This window comes from Agromyces sp. NBRC 114283 (genome assembly GCF_030268405.1).
In the GTDB taxonomy this organism is placed as follows: domain Bacteria; phylum Actinomycetota; class Actinomycetes; order Actinomycetales; family Microbacteriaceae; genus Agromyces; species Agromyces mediolanus.
On sequence record NZ_BSQP01000001.1, the window covers coordinates 2,625,222 to 2,642,739 of the forward strand.

A 17,518-nucleotide genomic window follows, 5' to 3' on the forward strand; every position below is an offset into this window, starting at 1 on the left:
CGCACCGTCGCGGATCAGCGCACCCGCGCGGCGCGGGCCGACCAGCGTCCGCCGTCGTGGCCCACGACGATCGGATGCTCGAAGGCCCGCGAGATCACCTCCGTCGTGACGACCTCGGCGACCGGCCCGGACGCCACGGTCGCCCCGTGCGAGATCGCGATCGCGTGGGTCGTGGTCTCCGGGAGCTCCTCCAGGTGGTGGGTGACGAGGATGGTGGACAGCTGCGGCGCGCGCTCGGCCAGCGCGTCGACCGTCTCGAGGAACTGCTCGCGCGCGGCCACGTCGAGGCCCGTCGTGGGCTCGTCGAGGAGCAGCAGGCTCGGTTCTGCGATGAGGGCCCGTGCGATGAGCGCGCGCCCCCGTTCGCCCTGGGAGAGCGTCGGCCAGATCGCGTCGCGCCGGTGGTCGAGGCCGAGCTCCGCGATCACCCGGCGGGCGGCGTCGAGCTGTTCGGGCGTCGGAACCCAGCGCATCGGCGTCTCGATGGTGGCGGTGAGCCCGGTGAGCACGACCTGCGTGACGGTGAGCCGGGAGCGGAGCGGATGCCTCGGGTTCACATGCCCGATGTGCCGGCGGAGCTCCTGCAGCTCGACGCAGCCGAGCCGGGCGCCGAGGACGTCGACGGTCCCGGAGCTCGGGAAGGTGACGGCGCCGCAGAAGCCGAGGATGGTGCTCTTGCCCGCACCGTTCGGCCCGAGCAGCGCCCAGCGCTCCCCCTGCTCGACGCGGAGGTCGATGCCGTCGAGGATCTGCCGCCCGTCGCGGCGGAAGGTCACGCCGGAGAGCTGCAGCACCGGTGCCGTCACGCGAGGGCCGCCTTCATCGCGCCGAGGTGGCTGCGGCTCTCGCGCGCCGCGCCGCCGCCGTCGCGCTCGGCGATGCGCTCGGCCAGTCGTTCGTGCGCGCCGTGGTCGGCGTCGTCGCCGAACTCGCCGCGCAGGCGCAGCATCTCGACCATCGCCTGCCGCATCCGCGGGGTGAAGCCGTCGAACAGCTCCGCGAGGATCGGGTTGTGCGCGGCGGCGACGATGCTGCGGTGGAAGCGCGTGTCGGCGTCGACGTGCGCCTCGACGTCGGCCCGCTTCGCGGCGCGATCGTCGAGGGCGCGGCGGATGGCGCGGAGGTCGCTCGGGGTGCGGCGCTCCGCGGCGAGCGCGGCGGCCTCCGCCTCGATCGCGATGCGCGCCTCGATGACCGAGACGAGGTCGGCGCGGCGGAGCACCGCGTCCCACTCCTCGGGAGCGTCGAGCGCCGTGACGAAGACGCCGGCGCCCTGCCTCGAGGCGAGGACGCCCCGCCCGGCGAGCTGGCGGATGGCCTCCCGGACCGTCGACCGGCCGACGCCGAGTTGCGGGGCGAGGGTCGTCTCGCCGGGCAGTTTCTGCCCGAGTTCCCACTCGCCGGCGCGGATGCGCTCGAGGAGGAGCTCTGCCGCCTGGTCTGCGAGCGGGGCCCGCTTCACCTGTTCCATCGACTCGCCTCTCTACTTGTCTGAGGAGTCGTGGTACAGTCTAGCCATGTTCGCGCGCGGCCTCCTCCTTCGCCGCCACGTCGGGGCCTAGCCGGGCCGGCTCCCCGACGTGGAGCCGCTTCGCGTGCCGGTCGACCCCGATGAGCTAGAAGGACCCGCCATGACCGGCATCGCCGTCCCGACCACCCCCGCCGCGCCGAATCCGTTCGGCCGCTTCGACTCCCCCGCCGGCCCCGTGCCGGCGGATGCCCCGCACTGGAACCGCCAACGGCGCTCGCAGATGCCGTCCCACCGCTACCGCGCCGTCACCGAGCGCGTCGAGCTCCCGCTCGTCGATCGAGCCTGGCCGGCCCGGCAGCTCACCGCCGCCCCGCTCTGGGTGCCGGTCGACCTCCGCGACGGCAACCAGGCCCTCGCCGAGCCGATGGACCCCGAGCGCAAGCGCCGCTTCTTCGAGCTCATGGTGGCCATGGGGTACACCGAGATCGAGGTCGGCTATCCCTCCGCCTCTCAGACCGACTACGACTTCGTGCGCCTCATCGCCGAAACCGAGTTCGCCCCCGAGCACGTGACGATCGTGGTGTTCACCCCGGCCCGCCGCGAGCTCATCGAGCGCACGGTCGAGTCCATCCGAGGCATCCGCAACCCCGTCGTCATCCATCTCTACACGGCGACCGCGCCGATCTGGCGCGAGCTCGTGCTCGGCCGCGACCGGGCCCAGCTGCTCGAGCTCATCCTCGGGGGCGGTCGCGATGTCCTCGAACTCGCCGGCGCGCTGCCGAACGTGCGCTTCGAGTTCTCCCCCGAGGTGTTCAACCTCACGGAGCCCGACTACGCCCTCGAGGTGTGCGACGCCATGACGCGGCTGTGGGACGCGAGTCCCGAGCGGCCGGTGATCCTGAACCTGCCGGCGACCGTCGAGATCGCGACGCCGAACGTCTACGCCGACCAGATCGAGTACATGCACCGGAACCTGGCCAGGCGCGACGGCGTCATCCTCTCCGTGCATCCGCACAACGACCGGGGCACGGGCGTCGCGTGCGCGGAGCTCGCCGTGCTCGCCGGCGCGCAGCGGGTGGAGGGATGCCTCTTCGGCAACGGTGAGCGCACGGGCAACGTCGACCTCGTCACCCTCGCGCTCAACCTGCACGTCCAAGGGGTCGACCCGATGATCGACTTCTCCCAGCTCGACGAGATCCGCCGCACCGTGGAGTACTGCAACCGGATCGAGGTGCACCCGAGGCATCCGTACGCCGGCGACCTCGTGCACACGGCGTTCAGCGGGACGCACCAGGACGCGATCCGGAAGGGCTTCGCCGAGCATCGCGCCAGAGCCGAGGCCGAGGGGCGGCCGGAGCGGGAGATCCCGTGGCGCGTGCCGTACCTTCCGGTCGATCCCGCCGACCTCGGGCGCAGCTACGACGCGGTCATCCGGGTGAACTCGCAGTCGGGCAAGGGCGGCGCCACCTACGTGCTCGAGCGGGAGTTCGGCCTCGAGCTGCCGAGGCGGCTGCAGATCGACTTCGCCCGGCATGTGCAACGGCTGGCGGACGAGTCCGGCGACGAACTCGATGCGACGAGGCTCTGGACGCTCTTCGAGGAGGTGTACCTCGGCAGCGCGGGCGCGTCCATGACGGTCGAGCTCGGTGGCTACGAGATCGGCGAGGCGGACGGGCGCACGCAGACCCGCATCGTGCTCGATCGGGACGGGGACCGGACCGAACGCGCGAGCGACGGCGACGGCCCGGTCGAGGCGCTGGTCACGGCGCTCGCCGAGCTCGGCATCGAGGTCGAGGTGCTCGGACTCCATCAGACGAGCCTCGGCCACGGGCAGGACAGCAACGCGCTCACGCTCCTCGAGTTCCGCCATCCCGCGGGAGTGCGCTGGGCCGCCGGCCGGGGCGCCTCCGTGCTCGGGGCCAGCCTCGAGGCGGTCATGCTCGCGGCGAACGCGGTCGCCGCGGCGTCGGAGGAGTGAGACGATCGGGCCGGGCGGGGCACTCCCCGCCCGGCTCCCGGTGACCGCCGGTCAGCCGAGGACTGCCGCGGCACGCTCGGGCAGCACTGCGCGCGAGAGCGCGTATCGCCCGGGGCCCGCGATGGCGATCGACGCGGCGACGGCGGCGAGCACCGCGACGTACTCGTAGCCGCCGTCCTCCACCCAGAAGCCCGAGCCGAGGTGCGCGAACACGGCCGCGCCGACCATGCTGAGAGCGAGGAACGCGGCGACGGGCCGCGACAGGACTCCGAGCACGAGCAGCGCCCCGCCCGCGAGCTCGACGATGGCGAGCACGGGAGCGACCACGCCGGCGAACGGGACGCCCATCTCGGCGAATGCCGCGCTCGCGCCGGGGATCGTGAAGACGAACGCCTTCTGGAACCCGTGCGCGAAGAACACCGCGCCGGCGACGAGCCGCAGCACGAGCAGTGCGAGGTCGGCGTCGGCGAAACGCGGTCGGACTGGGCGATCGTGCGTGGCGGTGTTCACGGGGTCTCCTTCGGTCGAGATGGCCTTGGCCGATCGAACGCATCGTTGGGATGCCATCCGAACTCGACACTAGCCCGACAAACTGAGGAGCTTGCCGAGCATGTTCTGATATAGCGTGAGAACTCGGAATACCAGAGTGGTTCGTCAGCGAGAGGCGGATTCCCCGGATTCCCCGCGCTCCCCGCCGCCGGCTGGCTCGATGGACGGGCGGCGCGGCACGAGGAAGGCGAGCGCGACCGCGACGAGGGAGGCGAGCGCGGCCCCGACGAAGGCGAGGTGGATGCCGCTCGCCGCCGCGGCGGTCGCGCTCGCGCCCTCGGCCGCGGCCGACGCCGCCCCGAGCGACATCACCGTCACGAAGACGGCCGTCCCGGCGGCGCCCGCGAGCTGCTGCATCGTGCTCACGATCGCGCTGCCGTGCGAGTACAGCTCCGGGGCCAGCGAGCCGAGCGCGCTCGTCATGAGCGGGGTCATGAGCATTGCCAACCCGAGGTCGAGCACGAGCGTGGCGACGACGAGATACCAGACGGGGCTGTCGTCACCGAGGAACGCAAGCATCGCCAGTGAGGCCGAGACGACGAGCACCCCCGGGATCACGAGCGGGCGAGCGCCGACGCGGTCGAAGATCGCCCCCACGACCGGCGCTGCGAGCCCCATCAGCAGCCCGCCCGGCAGGACGACGAGGCCCGTGGCGAGCGCGGAGAGGCCGAGCACGTTCTGCATGTACAGCGGCAGCAGGATGAGCGCCCCGAACATGGAGCACATCGCGACCGCGAGCAGCACCACCCCGACCCAGAACGGGCGGGAGCGGAACGGCCGGAGGTCGAGGAAGGCCGCGTCGCGGCGCTGCAGGGCGAGCTGGCGCCAGACGAACGCGGCGAGCGCGAGCAGACCGACGACGATCGGCACCGCGGGCGGGAGGATGGCGTGGCCGCCGACCGCTTCGCCGATGCCGCCGAGCCCGAAGACGATGCCACCGAACGCGAGCACGGACAGGGCGGCCGAGCCGAGGTCGAAGCGCACCGCCGATCCCGCCCCGCCGCCGCGGATGAGCACCGAACCGGCGATGAGCACGGCGACGGCGATCGGCAGGACGACGAGGAACACCGAGCGCCAGCCGACGGCGGTGATCATCAGGCCGGAGAAGCTCGGGCCGAGCGCCGGGGCGACCGACATCACGATGGCGATGAGGCCCATGGTGCGTCCGCGCCGGGCGGCGGGGACGTGCGTGAGGATCGTCGTCGTGAGCAGCGGCATGATGATCGCCGTGCCGGCCGCCTGGGCGATGCGCGCGACGACGAGGACGGAGAACCACGGGGCGATGGCGGCAGCTGCGGTCCCGACGCTGAACAGCAGGAGCGCGGCGACGAAGATCGCCCTCGGCGAGAAGCGCTGCAGCAGGAAGCCGGTCATCGGGATCAGGACGGCCATGACGAGCATGTAGACGGTGGTGAGCCACTGCCCGGCCGCCGCGGTGATCTCGAACTCCCGCATCACCGCAGGCAGGGCGACGCCCATGACCGTCTCGTTGAGGATCATGACGAACGCGCCGGCGAGGAGGACCGCGATGAGCGCGCCGGCGCGCATCGGCGCCCGTGGCGCCTCAGCCCCCTGATTCCCCTGCGCCTGCATGGTCGAACTCATCGCGCCCCTCTCGCTCATGTGTCAGTGACTGACATGACTGTCATTCTATGACAGACCCGCCCTACTATCCTGAGAGGATGCCGAACAGCACGCTGCGGGAGGTCTCCCGCCGAGCCGCGCGAGCGCGGATCAGCGAGATCGCCGAGCAGCTCTTCCTGGCCCGCGGATACGACGAGACCACGGTCGAGGACATCGCGAACGAGGCCGGCATCTCCGAGCGCACCTTCTTCCGCTACTTCGCGACGAAGGACGAGGTGCTGTTCGGCCGATTCGAGACCGAGCTCCAGGGCCTCGTCGAAGCGATCCGGGCACGGCCCGCGGGCGAAGCACCGTGGACGTCGCTGCAGCACGCGCTCGACGCGACCTTCGACGAGCTCGACGAACGGGCCGCCGAAGAGCGGGCCACGCTGTTCAAGCAGATCATCGACTCATCGCCGCACCTCCTGGCCGGCCACCTGGCGCGCATCGAGCTCTTCCAGCGCACCCTCGCCGACGCACTGCTGGAGCGGTGGCAGGCCGACCACGGCGACGACGCCGCGAGCGAACCCGACACCCGGCTCGTGCTGCGGGCGCTGGTCGGGAGCTTCCTCGCGGTCGTGAACGAGGTGACGCTGTCTGCCGAGGATCAGCCAATCCCCGCGCGACGCCGCATCATCGCCACCGCCCTCGACGCGGTCCGACCGGCGCGGAGCGACCTCGGCGGCGTGTGAACATGCCCGGCGTCACCCCCGATTCGGACTCCCCGAGCCCGATCGCGTCGAGGCCGACCCTCGGAGAAGCATCCTGGATGCTCGGCTGCACCTCGGCACCCGCGGCAGTGCTCAGCACGTCGAGCGGCCGCCCGAGCAGCTCGGCCGGCCGCACGCGAGACGCGTCGCGCTCGCATCGAACACCTCGCTCGTGCGCGTTCTCCACATGAACGACGAGTGCTGGCGTTTCCACCTCGGGTCGCTGCGCTCCTGACTGCGACGGCACCGCTTCCGCGGCGTGCCCGTCGGTCACGAACTCAGCCGAGGCGCATCGAGGTGACGCAGGTCGCGGAGTCCAGCGCCGCGGTGTCGATCGACGACACGGCGGAGCGGCCCGCGGCATCGGTGATCGAGACGTCGATCTCGGTTCCGCGCGGCAACCAGAGCCCGAGGAAGCCGTTGTCGCCGCTCGTCCGCGCCTCGTCGAGCACGACCGCTCCTGTCGCGGCATCCGTTGCGACGACCCGGAACTCCTCGTTCCGCAGCTCCCCGAGGCAGGTCGTCAGACTGTGGAAGACGCAGTCGTGGGTCTCTGCCCGGTACGGCGCGATCGAGACGTAGAACTCGTCGGGCATCGGCAGGGCGAGCTCGCGGCCTTCATCGGAGAGCACAAGCACGTCGGGCCGGACCGAGGCGATCAGTCCGGTCGGGCGCTCGGCGACGGGGGCCGCCTCCAGCCGATCGACGATCGTGCGGGCATCCAGGCCGTCGAGGCCGTAGTCCGCGAGGAGCGCATCAGCGGAGGGCACGCTCGCCGATTGCTCCCCGGTCACCCCGGTGCCGGTCCGCTCCGCCCCACCCGTGGAGCAGGCGGCGAGCGCCAGGGCGGAGGCCAGCGCGAGGGCGGCGGCCGACAGGATGCAGGTGCGGCGCGAGCGTGCGGAACGGGGAACGAGATGCATTGCGGGTCCTTCGAAGCGGTGCGGCACGGAGCCGGCGTCGGACTCTCCAGCCTACGGACCCGGCCTGGTGCCACCGGTTCACGCGCACTCGGGCGACCATTGCGATCCATTGATCAGCCGCAGCACGACTGATATTTCAGGGATCACTCTGCCCGTGTACTCCGCTTCGATTCTGGCGATACGATGTTGGGATTCCAATATCGGCGCGAGGGGAACGAGGCAGCCGTGCAACAGGGGTGGACCATGCGGACGCTGGCGGTGCTCACCGCGGGCGTCGTCGCACTCACGGGGCTGATCGCCCCGCAGCTCGCCGCGCCGGCGGATCCCGCGATCGCCGCCGAGGAGAACGGGTACGTCGTGAACGACCCGTGGCAGCTGGTGAACCCGGGCTCCGCGAGCACGGCGAACACCCCGGAGTTCCATCGCGCCGCCGCGACGATGCGCGCCACCACGAATCTGCAGACCCGCACCGGTGACATCGGCGTCACCGCGACGATGACCGCCCCGGGGCAGGTCGCCGGCACCAACGTGCTCACCAATCGGAACTCGCAGGGCTGGAGCGGCCACGGCGCCACGTCGTCGATGTTCCTCGGCAACCCGACGCCGTCGAACGTGCCGGGGCTCGGCATCGTGACGAACGCCTCCGTCTGCGACGGTCCGCTCGGCAGCGCCGGGCATCAGAACTTCCGTGGCCTGTGCCCGATCACCTCGACCGTCACGCTGACGTTCGATCGCACGGTGACCGACCCCGTGCTCGATCTCGGCGGCATCGGCGGCTGGGCGAACTACACCTGGACCAACGACGACCCGGCCCGCACCCAGTACGGCAAGGGCTCGTTCAACTCCCAGGAGTGGGTCATCCGCACCCCGGGCGTCACGATGTCGCTCGAGGGCGACGCTCCCACGAACCTCGCCGTGACCGGTAGCCGGCTCCACACGATCTCCGACAACACCTCCGGCAGCTGCGGCTTCGCCGAGAAGGCCGGCGCGAACACGCGCTGGGAGACGCCGAACATGTCGTTCGCCGGCTGCGGCTCGCTGCAGTTGCACGGCACCTTCGACGAGGTCACCTTCGAGCTCGACACGTTCATCTCCCGCTTCAGCCAGTGGCCGACCGCGGAGTACCGCACCGGATCGAACTACTTCCGCAACGACTCGAACATCTTCGCCGACGGCCAGAACGGGCTCAACGTGGTCTGGGGCGAGCAGATCCGCATCCCCACCGCGCCCACCGACGGCTTCCAGTCCGACTACTCGCTCCTCTCCGTCCGCCTGCCGCAGGATGCACGGCTCGGCGACCGGGTCTGGGTCGACGAGAACGAGAACGGCCTGCAGGATCTCGGCGAGCCCGGCGTCGCCGGCGTGACGGCTGAGCTGCTCGACGCCGACGGCTCGCCCGTCCTGGGGGCAGACGGCACTCCTCTCACGACGACGACGGATGACTCGGGGCAGTACCTCTTCACCGACCTCGCGTACGGCGAGTACCGCGTGCGCTTCTCGGGCATCCCGAACGGCTGGCTCTTCACGGCGCAGAACGCCGGGGCCCCGGCCGTCTCCTCGGCGGCCGACCCGAGCACCGGCACGACGGGCGCCGTGCTGCTGGATGCCGGGAGCCACGAGAACCTCGATCGCGACGCCGGGCTCCTCCGGCGCGACCCCGGATTCGAGCTCTCGAAGACGTCCGACCCCGCCTCCGGCACCACGGTCGACCCGGGGCAGACGATCACGTACTCCGTCGTCGGCGCCAACACGGGCGACCTCCGACTCGACCCGGTCGAGATCACCGACGACCTCTCCGACGTCCTCGGCAACGCCACGATCGCCGGCACGCCGAGCGCCACGATCGACGGCGAGCCGGCCACCGCGCCGGTGCTCGACGGCACCACGCTGCGGTGGACCGGATCGCTCGAGCCGGACGAGCGCGTGACGATCCGCTACGCCGTCACCGTCGACGACGGCGCGGAAGGCGAGACGCTGACGAACCGGGCGAACGCGTCGGCGACGCCGCCGGGCGGCACCGCGCTCGTGCCCGACGAGGTGACGACGAGCCATCCGGTGCCGCAGCCGGGCTTCGAGGTGACGAAGTCCGCCGATCCCGCGTCGGGCACCGCCGTGCACCCCGGCCAGGAGGTCCGATACACCGTGGTCGGCTCGAACACGGGCGAGACCCGACTCGATCCGGTCACCGTGACCGACGACCTCTCGGGCGTGCTCGACGACGCGGAGCTCGTGGGCGAACCCACCGCCATGATCGCCGGGCAGCCGGCCACGCCGCCGACGCTCGACGGCACCACCCTCCGCTGGACCGGCGCCCTCGCCGCGGAGCAGACGGTGACGATCGTCTACATCGTGCTGGTCTCCGAAGGGTCCGAGGGCGGGAGGCTCCGGAACACGGCGGACGGCCGAGCCGTGCCCCCCCGCTGGGCCGCCGCTGGAGGCCGCCGACGTCAGCACCTCCCACCCGATCCCGACCCCCGGGTTCGAGCTCCGCAAGGACAGCGTCGTCTCGACGGGCGGCGATCTCTTCGCCGCGGGTCTCCGGGCGGCCGCGGCCGTGGTCTCCCCCTTCGCCGCGCGGAGTGCCGACCCCGGCGACCGGATCGACTACCAGATCACGGGCCGCAACACCGGCGGCACGGTGCTCGATCCGGTGACGATCACCGACGATCTCTCCGACGTGCTCGACGACGCCAGCATCGTCGTCGGTCCGGCCGCGTGGATCGACGGGGTGCGCGCGAGCGATCCCGTCATCGACGGCACGACCCTCCGGTGGAGCGGACGCCTCGAGCCCGAGCAGACCGTGGACATCACCTACACCGTCCTCGTCGATGCGGATGCCGCGGGCCAGGTGCTGCGGAACACCGCGAGCGGCGTCGCGCAGCCGCCCGGTTCCGCGCCGATCCGCGAGGAGTCGTCGGTCGTGACCCCGATCCGCACGGCCGGCTTCACCTTCGACAAGCAGTCGGTGCCGGCGAGCGGCAGCACGGTCAGCCCCGGCGACGAGATCAGCTACACCCTGAGCGCGCGGAACACCGGCGAGGCGCCGCTCGACCCGGTGACGATCAGCGACGAGCTCGACGACGTGCTCGACGACGCCTCCCTCACCGGCCCGCCCGTCGCCACGATCGACGGCGAGCCAACGACGGATCCCGTCCTCGACGGGACCACGCTCCGCTGGACCGGCCCGCTGAACGCGGGCGAGCGCCTCACGATCCGGTACACCGTGACGGTCCACGACGATGCCGCCGGGGTGACGTTCGCGAACGCGGCGACCGCGACGGCGACCCCGCCGAGCGGGTTCCCGCCCCTCGAACCCGTCGAGCGCTCGACGACCCACCCGGTCCCCGCGCCCGGATTCGCGCTCGAGAAGAGCGCCGTCCCGGCATCCGGCTCGACGGTCGACCCGGGTCAGGAGATCCGCTACACCGTCACCGGCAGGAACACGGGCGCGACGACGCTCGACCCGGTGCGCGTCACCGACGACCTGACCGAGGTGCTCGACGCCGCCGCCATGGTCGGGCAGCCCGTCGCCACGATCGACGGCGAAGCTGCCGACGCGCCGGTGCTCGACGGCAACCGGCTCCGGTGGAGCGGCGCGCTGCCGGTCGGATCGTCGGTGACGATCGAGTACACGGTGCGAGTGGACGACGGCGCCGCGGGCGCCGAGTTCCGCAATCACGCCACGGCGTCGGCGCAGCCGCCGGGTTCGGCCACGGCGATCGTGCCGCCCGCGGTGGAGACCGATCACCAGGTGCCGCGGCCGGCGTTCGACCTCGCAAAGGGCGCGACCCCGGCGTCCGGCTCCTCGGTCGATCCCGGCCAGACGATCTCCTACGTCGTCACCGGCACGAACAGCGGCGAGACCGAGCTCGCCGTCGCGCTGCGCGACGACCTGTCGAACGTGCTCGCTCATGCGACGCTCAGCGCCGGCCCCTCGGCGACCGTCGACGGCGCGCCCGCGGCGGACCCGGTGCTCGACGGCACGACGCTCACCTGGTCCGGCACGCTGCAGCCCGAGCAGGTGGTGCGGCTGAGCTACACCGTGACGGTGAACCAGGATGCCGCAGGAGTGGAGCTCGAGAACCTCGCGACGGGCAGCGCCCGGCCGCCCGGCAGCGGCCCCGCGATCGATCCCGGCGAGCACGCGACGAGCCACGCGGTCCCCGTGCCCGGGTTTGAGCTCGCGAAGTCGGCCGATCCGGTCTCGGGCACCGAGGTGCACCCCGGCGGGACCATCACGTACACCGTGACCGGTGAGAACACCGGGCAGACGCGACTCGACCCGGTCGACGTCGTCGACGATCTCGGGGCGGTCCTCGACCACGCGACGATGGCCGGCGCTCCGACCGCGCGGATCGACGGCACGCCGACGACGGCCCCGACCCTCGACGGCACTGCGCTGCGCTGGCGAGGTGCGCTCGAACCCGGGCAGACCGTGACCATCACGTACTCGGTCACGGTGAGCGCCGATGCCGCGGGCGAGCGGCTCGAGAACCGGGCGAGCGGCACGGCCGCTCCCCCGGGTGGACCGGCGCTCACGGCGCCCGAGGTGCAGACCTTCCACCCCGTGCCCGAGCCCGCCCTCGAGCTGCGCAAGCGTGCGACGCCGCCGAGCGGGTCGACGGTCGCCCCGGGCGGGCAGATCACCTACGTCGTCGCGGCGGAGAACACCGGCGAGACCGTGCTCGACCCCGTCACGATCCTCGACGATCTGAGCGAAGTGCTGAACTCGGCCGAGCTCACCGGCACGCCGAGCGCGGAGATCGATGGCGCGCCGGCAGCAGCGCCCACGCTCGACGGCGACACCCTGCGCTGGACCGGCCGACTCGAACGCGGGCAGACGGTCACGCTGCGGTACATGGTCACCGTGTCCCCCGAGGCCGCAGGAGCGACATTGCGCAACGCGGTCACGGCGACGGCGCAACCGCCGGGCAGCGGCGCCGCGCTCGAATCGGGTCCGCGCGAGACCACCCACCGGGTGCCGACGCCGTCCTACGAGTTCGCCAAGACCGCCCAGCCCGCGAGCGGCAGCACGATGGACCCGGGCGGGCGGATCGAGTACGTCCTCACCGGCCGGAACACGGGCGAGACCCGACTCGACCCCGTCGCCATCACCGACGATCTGGCGGAGGTCCTCGCGAACGCCACGATCACGAGCGACCCGATCGCGACGATCGACGGCGAGCCGACCGCGATGCCGACCGTCGAGGGCACGACGCTGCGCTGGTCGGGCGATCTCGACCCCGACCAGACCGTCGAGATCCGCTACACCGTCACCGTGCACGACGACGCCGCCGGGGCGACGCTCCGCAACCGCGCCACGAGCACGGCCCAGCCGCCCGGCACGGGCCCCGCGCTGGTCCCGCCGGCGCAGGAGACGACGCACGAGGTGCCGACGCCGTCGTACGAGTTCACGAAGGCCGCCGACCCGGCGTCCGGGACGAGCGTGAACCCCGGCGACGAGATCGAGTACACCCTCGCCGGCCGGAACACCGGAGAGACCGGGCTCCAAGTCGCCATCGAGGACGAGCTCGCGGAGGTCCTCGCGCACGCGACGATCTCCGAAGCGCCGATCGCGACGATCGACGGCGAGCCCGCTGCCGCGCCGACGGTCCAGGGCACGACGCTGCGCTGGTCGGGCGCGCTCCGACCCGAGCAGACGGTCGAGATCCGCTACACCGTCACCGTCCACGACGACGCCGCCGGATCGAACCTCCGCAACCGCGCGACGAGCACGGCCCAGCCGCCCGGCACCGGCCCAGCGCTCGTCCCCGAGCCGCGGGAGACGACGCATCCGGTTCCCACCCCGGGCTACACCTTCGCGAAGCGCGCCGAGCCGGCGTCCGGAACGAGCGTGAACCCCGGCGCCGAGATCGAGTACACCCTCACCGGCCGGAACACGGGCGAGACCCCGCTCGACCCCGTCGCGATCACCGACGAACTCGCCGAGGTCCTCGCCGACGCCACGATCACGAGCGACCCGATCGCGACGATCGACGGCGCGCCGGCGACCGCGCCGACCGTCGACGGCACGACGCTGCGCTGGTCGGGCGCACTCCGACCCGAGCAGACCGTCGAGATCCGCTACACCGTCACCGTCCACGACGACGCCGCCGGAGCGACGCTCCGCAACCACGCCCGGTCGACGGCCCAGCCGCCCGGCACCGGGCCCGCACTCAGCCCGCCGCCGCAGGAGACCACGCACCCCGTGCCGGTCCCCGGCTTCACCCTGGGGAAGGTCGCCGACCCGGCCTCGGGATCGGCCGTGCACCCCGGCGAGCGCATCAGCTACACGATCACCGGACGCAACACGGGGGCGACCCCGCTCGACCCGGTACGCATCTCCGACGAGCTCGGCGGCGTGCTCGGCAACGCCGCGCTCGACGGCGCTCCGCTCGCCACCGTCGACGGAGAACCGGCCGCTGCACCCGTGGTCGACGGCTCGACGCTCAGTTGGACGGGGTCCCTCCAGCGCGGCCAGGTCGTGACGATCCGGTACACGGTCACCGTCGCCGAGGATGCCGCGGGCTCGAGTCTGCGCAACCTCGTGACCGGCACGGCGCAGCCGCCCGGCACCGGCCCGGCCGTCGACGGCGGGCGGCACGAGACCGTCCACGCGGTCCCGGTGCCCGGCTTCGAGCTGTCGAAGGCCGCCGACCCGGCGTCCGGCAGCGTGGTGCACCCGGGCCGGACCGTCACGTACACCCTCACCGGCGAGAACACCGGCGAGACCGTGCTCGATCCCGTAGCGATCCGCGACGAGCTGGGCGAGGTGCTCGCGCACGGCGCGCTCCGGGGAAGTCCCGTCGCCACCGTCGACGGGGAGGACGCGCCGGCGCCGACGCTCGACGGCACAGTGCTGAACTGGTCGGGAGCGCTGCGCGCGGGCCAGACCGTGACGATCCGCTACACGGTGGTGGTCGGCCAGGACGCCGCGGGAGTCACCCTCCGGAACTCGGCGAGTGGCACCGCGATCCCGCCGGGCGGGCCCGCGCTCGATGCGCCCGAGGTCGCCACGTCCCACGAGGTACCGGTCTCCGGATACGACCTCACGAAGTCCGCGACCCCGGCCGACGGCTCGGTCGTCTCGCCCGGCGAGCAGGTGCGGTACACGCTCACCGGTGTGAACACGGGCGAGACGCTGCTCGATCCGGTCGAGATCCGCGACGACCTCTCGCAGGTCCTCGCGGACGCCGAACTCAGCGGCGAGCCGACGGCGACGATCGATGGCGCACCGGCGCCGGCGCCGCGAGTCGAGGGCGCGCAGCTCAGCTGGTCGGGCGCCCTCGAGCCGGGGCAGCGCGTCGAGATCACGTACACCGTGACCGTCTCCGACGAGGCGGCGGGCCGCCTCCGCAACACCGCCACGTCGACGGCGACGCCGCCCGGCGGGCCGCGGATCGAGTCCGGCGAGCGCTCGACGAGCCATCCGATCCCGGCAATCGAGCTGGCCAAGCGCGCCGAGCTCACCGGGACCGGCGTCGCCGGCGACGTGATCGACTACACCTTCACGATCACGAACACCGGCGGCACGCGGCTCGACGACGTCGTCCTGCGCGACCCCCTCCCCGGGCTCGGCGAGCTCCGCTACGCGTGGCCCGACCCCGGGGCGCCGGGCGTGCTCGAGATCGGGCAGACGGCCACGGCGAGCGCGTCGTACACGCTCACGCAGGCCGACGTCGATGCCGGCTCCGTACGCAATACGGCGACGGTCACCGGCACCCCGCCGGGCGACGGCACGCTGCTCGTCACCGACGAGGACGGCACGAGCACGCCGGCGGAGCAGCGCCCGGCGATCGCGCTGGAGAAGACGGGCCGAGCAAGCGGCGACCGGGCGGGCGATCTCGTGGAGTTCCGCTTCCTCGTCACCAACACGGGCACGGTCACCCTCCGCGAGGTGGCGATCGACGACCCCCTGCCCGGGCTGTCGGCGCTGCGCTTCGTCTGGCCGGATGCCTCGGCGCCGGGTGTGCTGGCTCCGGGCGAGTCGGCGACCGCGACGGCCAGCTACCGGCTGACGGCCGCCGACGTCGAGCGCGGCCGCGTGCACAACGTCGCGAGTGCGACGGGCACGCCGCCGGGATCGCTGACCCCGCCTCGTGCCTCGGACGACGCCACGGTCGCCGTGGGCGGGCTGCCAGCAACGGGCGTCTCGCTCGGCACCGGCGTGCTCGCGGCGTTCCTGCTCGCGGCCGGCGCGCTGCTGCTGCCGGTTCGCCGGCGCGGCAGCGTCCGGCGCGCTGAGGAGTAGGCGCCGGACCGGGGGTGCCTCGCGCGACTCCAGCGCGCGAGGCATCCCGTCCCCGACGGCCCCGTCTCCGAAGGCCTCCGACTCGCCGTGGGCGCGCGGATGCCGGTAGCGTCGGATCGCGCGCCAGAGCACGCGCGGCGAGGAGCACAGCGATGGAGCGCATCGACACGATCGTGGTCGGGGCCGGAGTCTCGGGCCTGACCGCGGCGCGGCTGCTCGCCCGCGCGGGAGCGCGGGTCGTCGTGCTCGAGTCGCGAGACCGCGTCGGCGGGCGGGTCCGCACCGAGCGCAGCGACGGCGTGAGCACCGATCTCGGGGCCTCGTGGATCCACGGCGTGACCGGGAGCGCCGTCGCCGAGGCGGCGGAGGCGTTCGGCATGCGCAGCGTGGAGTTCACCGTCGGCGGGTACCAGCCCGACAGCCGCCCCATCGCCTACTACGGGCCGGACGGGCGCCGCCTCGACGAGCCCGCCGCCCGGGCGTTCGCCGACGACGTCCGCACGGTCGACGCGGCCCTCGTGTCGGCGATCGCCGACTCGGCGGTGGAGGCCTCGTACCGCGACGTCACCGAGGCCGCCCTCGCCGCGCAGGGCTGGGGGCCGGAACGGAGCCAGCGGGTGCGCGAGTACCTGGAGCACCGCAGTGAGGAGCAGTACGGCGCGTGGATCGAGGATCTCGCGGCGCACGGCCTCGACGACGATGCGATCGACGGCGACGAGGTCGTCTTCCCCGACGGCTACGACGTGCTGCCGGCCCGCCTGGCGGAGGGACTCGATGTGCGTCTCGAGCACGTGGTGACGCACGTCGAGTGGAGCGAGGGCGGGGTCGTGGTGCGGTGCGGCGACGTGAGCTTCGCGGCGGGCACGGCCGTCGTGACCGTGCCGGTCGGCGTGCTGAAGTCCGACGCGTTCCGGATCGAGCCGCCGCTGCCCGAGCCGGTCGCCGGCGCGCTCGGCCGGCTCGAGATGAACGCCTTCGAGAAGGTCTTCCTGAGCTTCCCGTCGCGATTCTGGGACGAGGGCGTCTACGCGGTGCGGCAGCAGGGTCCCGAGAGCCGCTGGTGGCACTCCTGGTACGACCTCACCGGGCTGCACGGCGTGCCGACGCTGCTGACGTTCGCCGCGGGCCCGGCGGCCGTGGCGACGCGGTCCTGGACGGACGAGGAGCTCGTCGAGTCGGTGCTCGCGCAGTTGCGGCGGCTCTACGGCGAGCGGGTCGAGCAGCCCACTCGGCTGCACCGCACGGCCTGGCAGGACGATCCCTTCGCCCGGGGCTCGTACGCGTACATGACGCTCGGGTCGACGACGGCGGACCACGACCTGCTCGCCACGCCGGTCGGCGGCGTGCTGCACCTCGCGGGCGAGGCGACGTGGACGGACGATCCGGCCACGGTCCCCGCGGCGATGTACTCCGGCCACCGTGCCGCCGAGCGGGTGCTCGGGCGGACGATCCCGATCTCCGACGCCTGGAAGGACTGAGGACCGACTACTCGTCGCCGTCGAACTCCGCCCGCGCGTCGAGGATCGCGCGGTGGTGCTCAGCGGCCCAGACGGCCAGGGCGATCGCGGGCTCGGACAGCGAGCGGCCGAGCGGCGTGACCGCGTACTCGACGCGCGGCGGGATCTCGGCGTAGCTCGTGCGCGAGACGAGTCCGTCGCGCTGCAGGCTGCGGAGCGTCTGCGTGAGCATGCGGTGGGAGATGCCGTCGACGCGGCGCTGGATCTCGGTGAACCGCAGCGGTCCGTCGTGCAGCAGTCCGATGACGAGCAGGCTCCACTTGTCGCCCACGCGGGCGAGGATCTCGCGGATGACCCCGCTCGCGGGGTGGTCGGTGCTGCAGGAGGCGGCGCCCTCGCCGTCTCCGGGCAGGGGCGGGAGGCGCAGTGCCCGCGGCTCCGTCGTGCTCATGTTCCGCCCTTCCTCGCCCGTGCTTCCGTTACGCACCTCGAGGTGCGTGACGCACGGAGAAGTGCCGGGATCACACTCGTTATAGTACCTGATCGTGCGTTACAC

General features: G+C 72.7%; 12 protein-coding genes and 1 pseudogene. 5 read left to right on the forward strand and 8 right to left on the reverse strand.

The window, feature by feature from the left end; translation table 11 throughout:
• Positions 1-14 precede the first annotated feature (14 nt).
• Both QSJ60_RS12675 and QSJ60_RS12680 read right to left on the reverse strand, forming a co-directional pair.
• On the reverse strand, positions 15-806 hold the full coding sequence (locus QSJ60_RS12675) for an ABC transporter ATP-binding protein (protein ID WP_285463826.1): 792 nt from the start codon (positions 804-806) through the stop codon (positions 15-17).
• The gene (locus QSJ60_RS12680; RefSeq protein WP_285463827.1) at positions 803-1,471 is read right to left on the reverse strand and encodes a FadR/GntR family transcriptional regulator; all 669 of its coding nucleotides are present in this window, start codon (positions 1,469-1,471) and stop codon (positions 803-805) included. The genes QSJ60_RS12675 and QSJ60_RS12680 overlap by 4 nt, the downstream gene beginning before the upstream one ends.
• Before the next feature lie 160 nt (positions 1,472-1,631).
• Here QSJ60_RS12680 and QSJ60_RS12685 point away from each other — a divergent pair, with 160 nt between their 5' ends.
• Positions 1,632-3,449, forward strand: a complete 1,818-nt coding sequence (locus QSJ60_RS12685) for a 2-isopropylmalate synthase (protein ID WP_502871389.1) — start codon at positions 1,632-1,634, stop codon at positions 3,447-3,449.
• 51 nt (positions 3,450-3,500) lie between these two features.
• Here the strand turns inward: QSJ60_RS12685 and QSJ60_RS12690 are convergent, their stop codons facing one another.
• Together QSJ60_RS12690 and QSJ60_RS12695 are read right to left on the reverse strand one after the other, a co-directional pair.
• Entirely contained in the window at positions 3,501-3,959 is a 459-nt protein-coding gene (locus QSJ60_RS12690) for a DoxX family protein (RefSeq protein WP_230767109.1), read from the reverse strand.
• Between the two features lie 144 nt (positions 3,960-4,103).
• A complete protein-coding gene (locus QSJ60_RS12695; RefSeq protein WP_285463828.1) occupies positions 4,104-5,603 on the reverse strand; it encodes an MDR family MFS transporter in 1,500 nt (499 codons plus the stop codon).
• A 77-nt stretch (positions 5,604-5,680) separates the two neighbouring features.
• On the opposite strand from QSJ60_RS12695, the gene QSJ60_RS12700 reads away from it, so the two are divergent.
• Complete coding sequence (locus QSJ60_RS12700) at positions 5,681-6,313, forward strand: TetR/AcrR family transcriptional regulator (RefSeq protein ID WP_285463829.1); 633 nt, start codon at positions 5,681-5,683, stop codon at positions 6,311-6,313.
• Between the two features lie 296 nt (positions 6,314-6,609).
• Here QSJ60_RS12700 and QSJ60_RS12705 read toward each other — a convergent pair whose 3' ends face one another.
• The 3 genes from QSJ60_RS12705 to QSJ60_RS12715 all read right to left on the reverse strand — a co-directional run bounded on the left by QSJ60_RS12705 (position 6,610) and on the right by QSJ60_RS12715 (position 8,384).
• Positions 6,610-7,254 (reverse strand): CueP family metal-binding protein, encoded by a 645-nt coding sequence (locus QSJ60_RS12705; protein ID WP_285463830.1) that lies wholly within the window; start codon positions 7,252-7,254, stop codon positions 6,610-6,612.
• Between the two features lie 143 nt (positions 7,255-7,397).
• Positions 7,398-7,883 carry a hypothetical protein gene (locus tag QSJ60_RS12710; RefSeq protein WP_285463831.1) on the reverse strand — a complete coding sequence of 162 codons (486 nt, stop codon included), beginning with the start codon at positions 7,881-7,883 and terminating at the stop codon, positions 7,398-7,400.
• Positions 7,884-8,039: 156 nt separating this feature from the next.
• Positions 8,040-8,384, reverse strand: coding sequence for a hypothetical protein (locus QSJ60_RS12715; RefSeq protein ID WP_285463832.1), 345 nt, complete (start codon positions 8,382-8,384; stop codon positions 8,040-8,042).
• Between QSJ60_RS12715 and QSJ60_RS19140 the strand changes: the two are divergent.
• The 3 genes and pseudogenes from QSJ60_RS19140 to QSJ60_RS12735 all read left to right on the forward strand — a co-directional run.
• Positions 8,269-9,612, forward strand: a pseudogene (locus QSJ60_RS19140) (DUF7927 domain-containing protein); the annotation flags it as partial. The gene QSJ60_RS12715 and the pseudogene QSJ60_RS19140 overlap by 116 nt on opposite strands.
• 196 nt (positions 9,613-9,808) lie before the next feature.
• Positions 9,809-15,505 carry a DUF7927 domain-containing protein gene (locus QSJ60_RS12730; RefSeq protein WP_285463835.1) on the forward strand — a complete coding sequence of 1,899 codons (5,697 nt, stop codon included), beginning with the start codon at positions 9,809-9,811 and terminating at the stop codon, positions 15,503-15,505.
• Positions 15,506-15,657: 152 nt separating this feature from the next.
• The gene (locus QSJ60_RS12735) at positions 15,658-16,983 is read left to right on the forward strand and encodes a flavin monoamine oxidase family protein (protein WP_285463836.1); all 1,326 of its coding nucleotides are present in this window, start codon (positions 15,658-15,660) and stop codon (positions 16,981-16,983) included.
• A gap of 7 nt (positions 16,984-16,990) precedes the next feature.
• Here the strand turns inward: QSJ60_RS12735 and QSJ60_RS12740 are convergent, their stop codons facing one another.
• Positions 16,991-17,413: a winged helix-turn-helix transcriptional regulator gene (locus QSJ60_RS12740; protein WP_230767144.1), complete on the reverse strand. Its 423-nt coding sequence runs from the start codon at positions 17,411-17,413 to the stop codon at positions 16,991-16,993.
• Between the last annotated feature and the right edge of the window lie 105 nt (positions 17,414-17,518).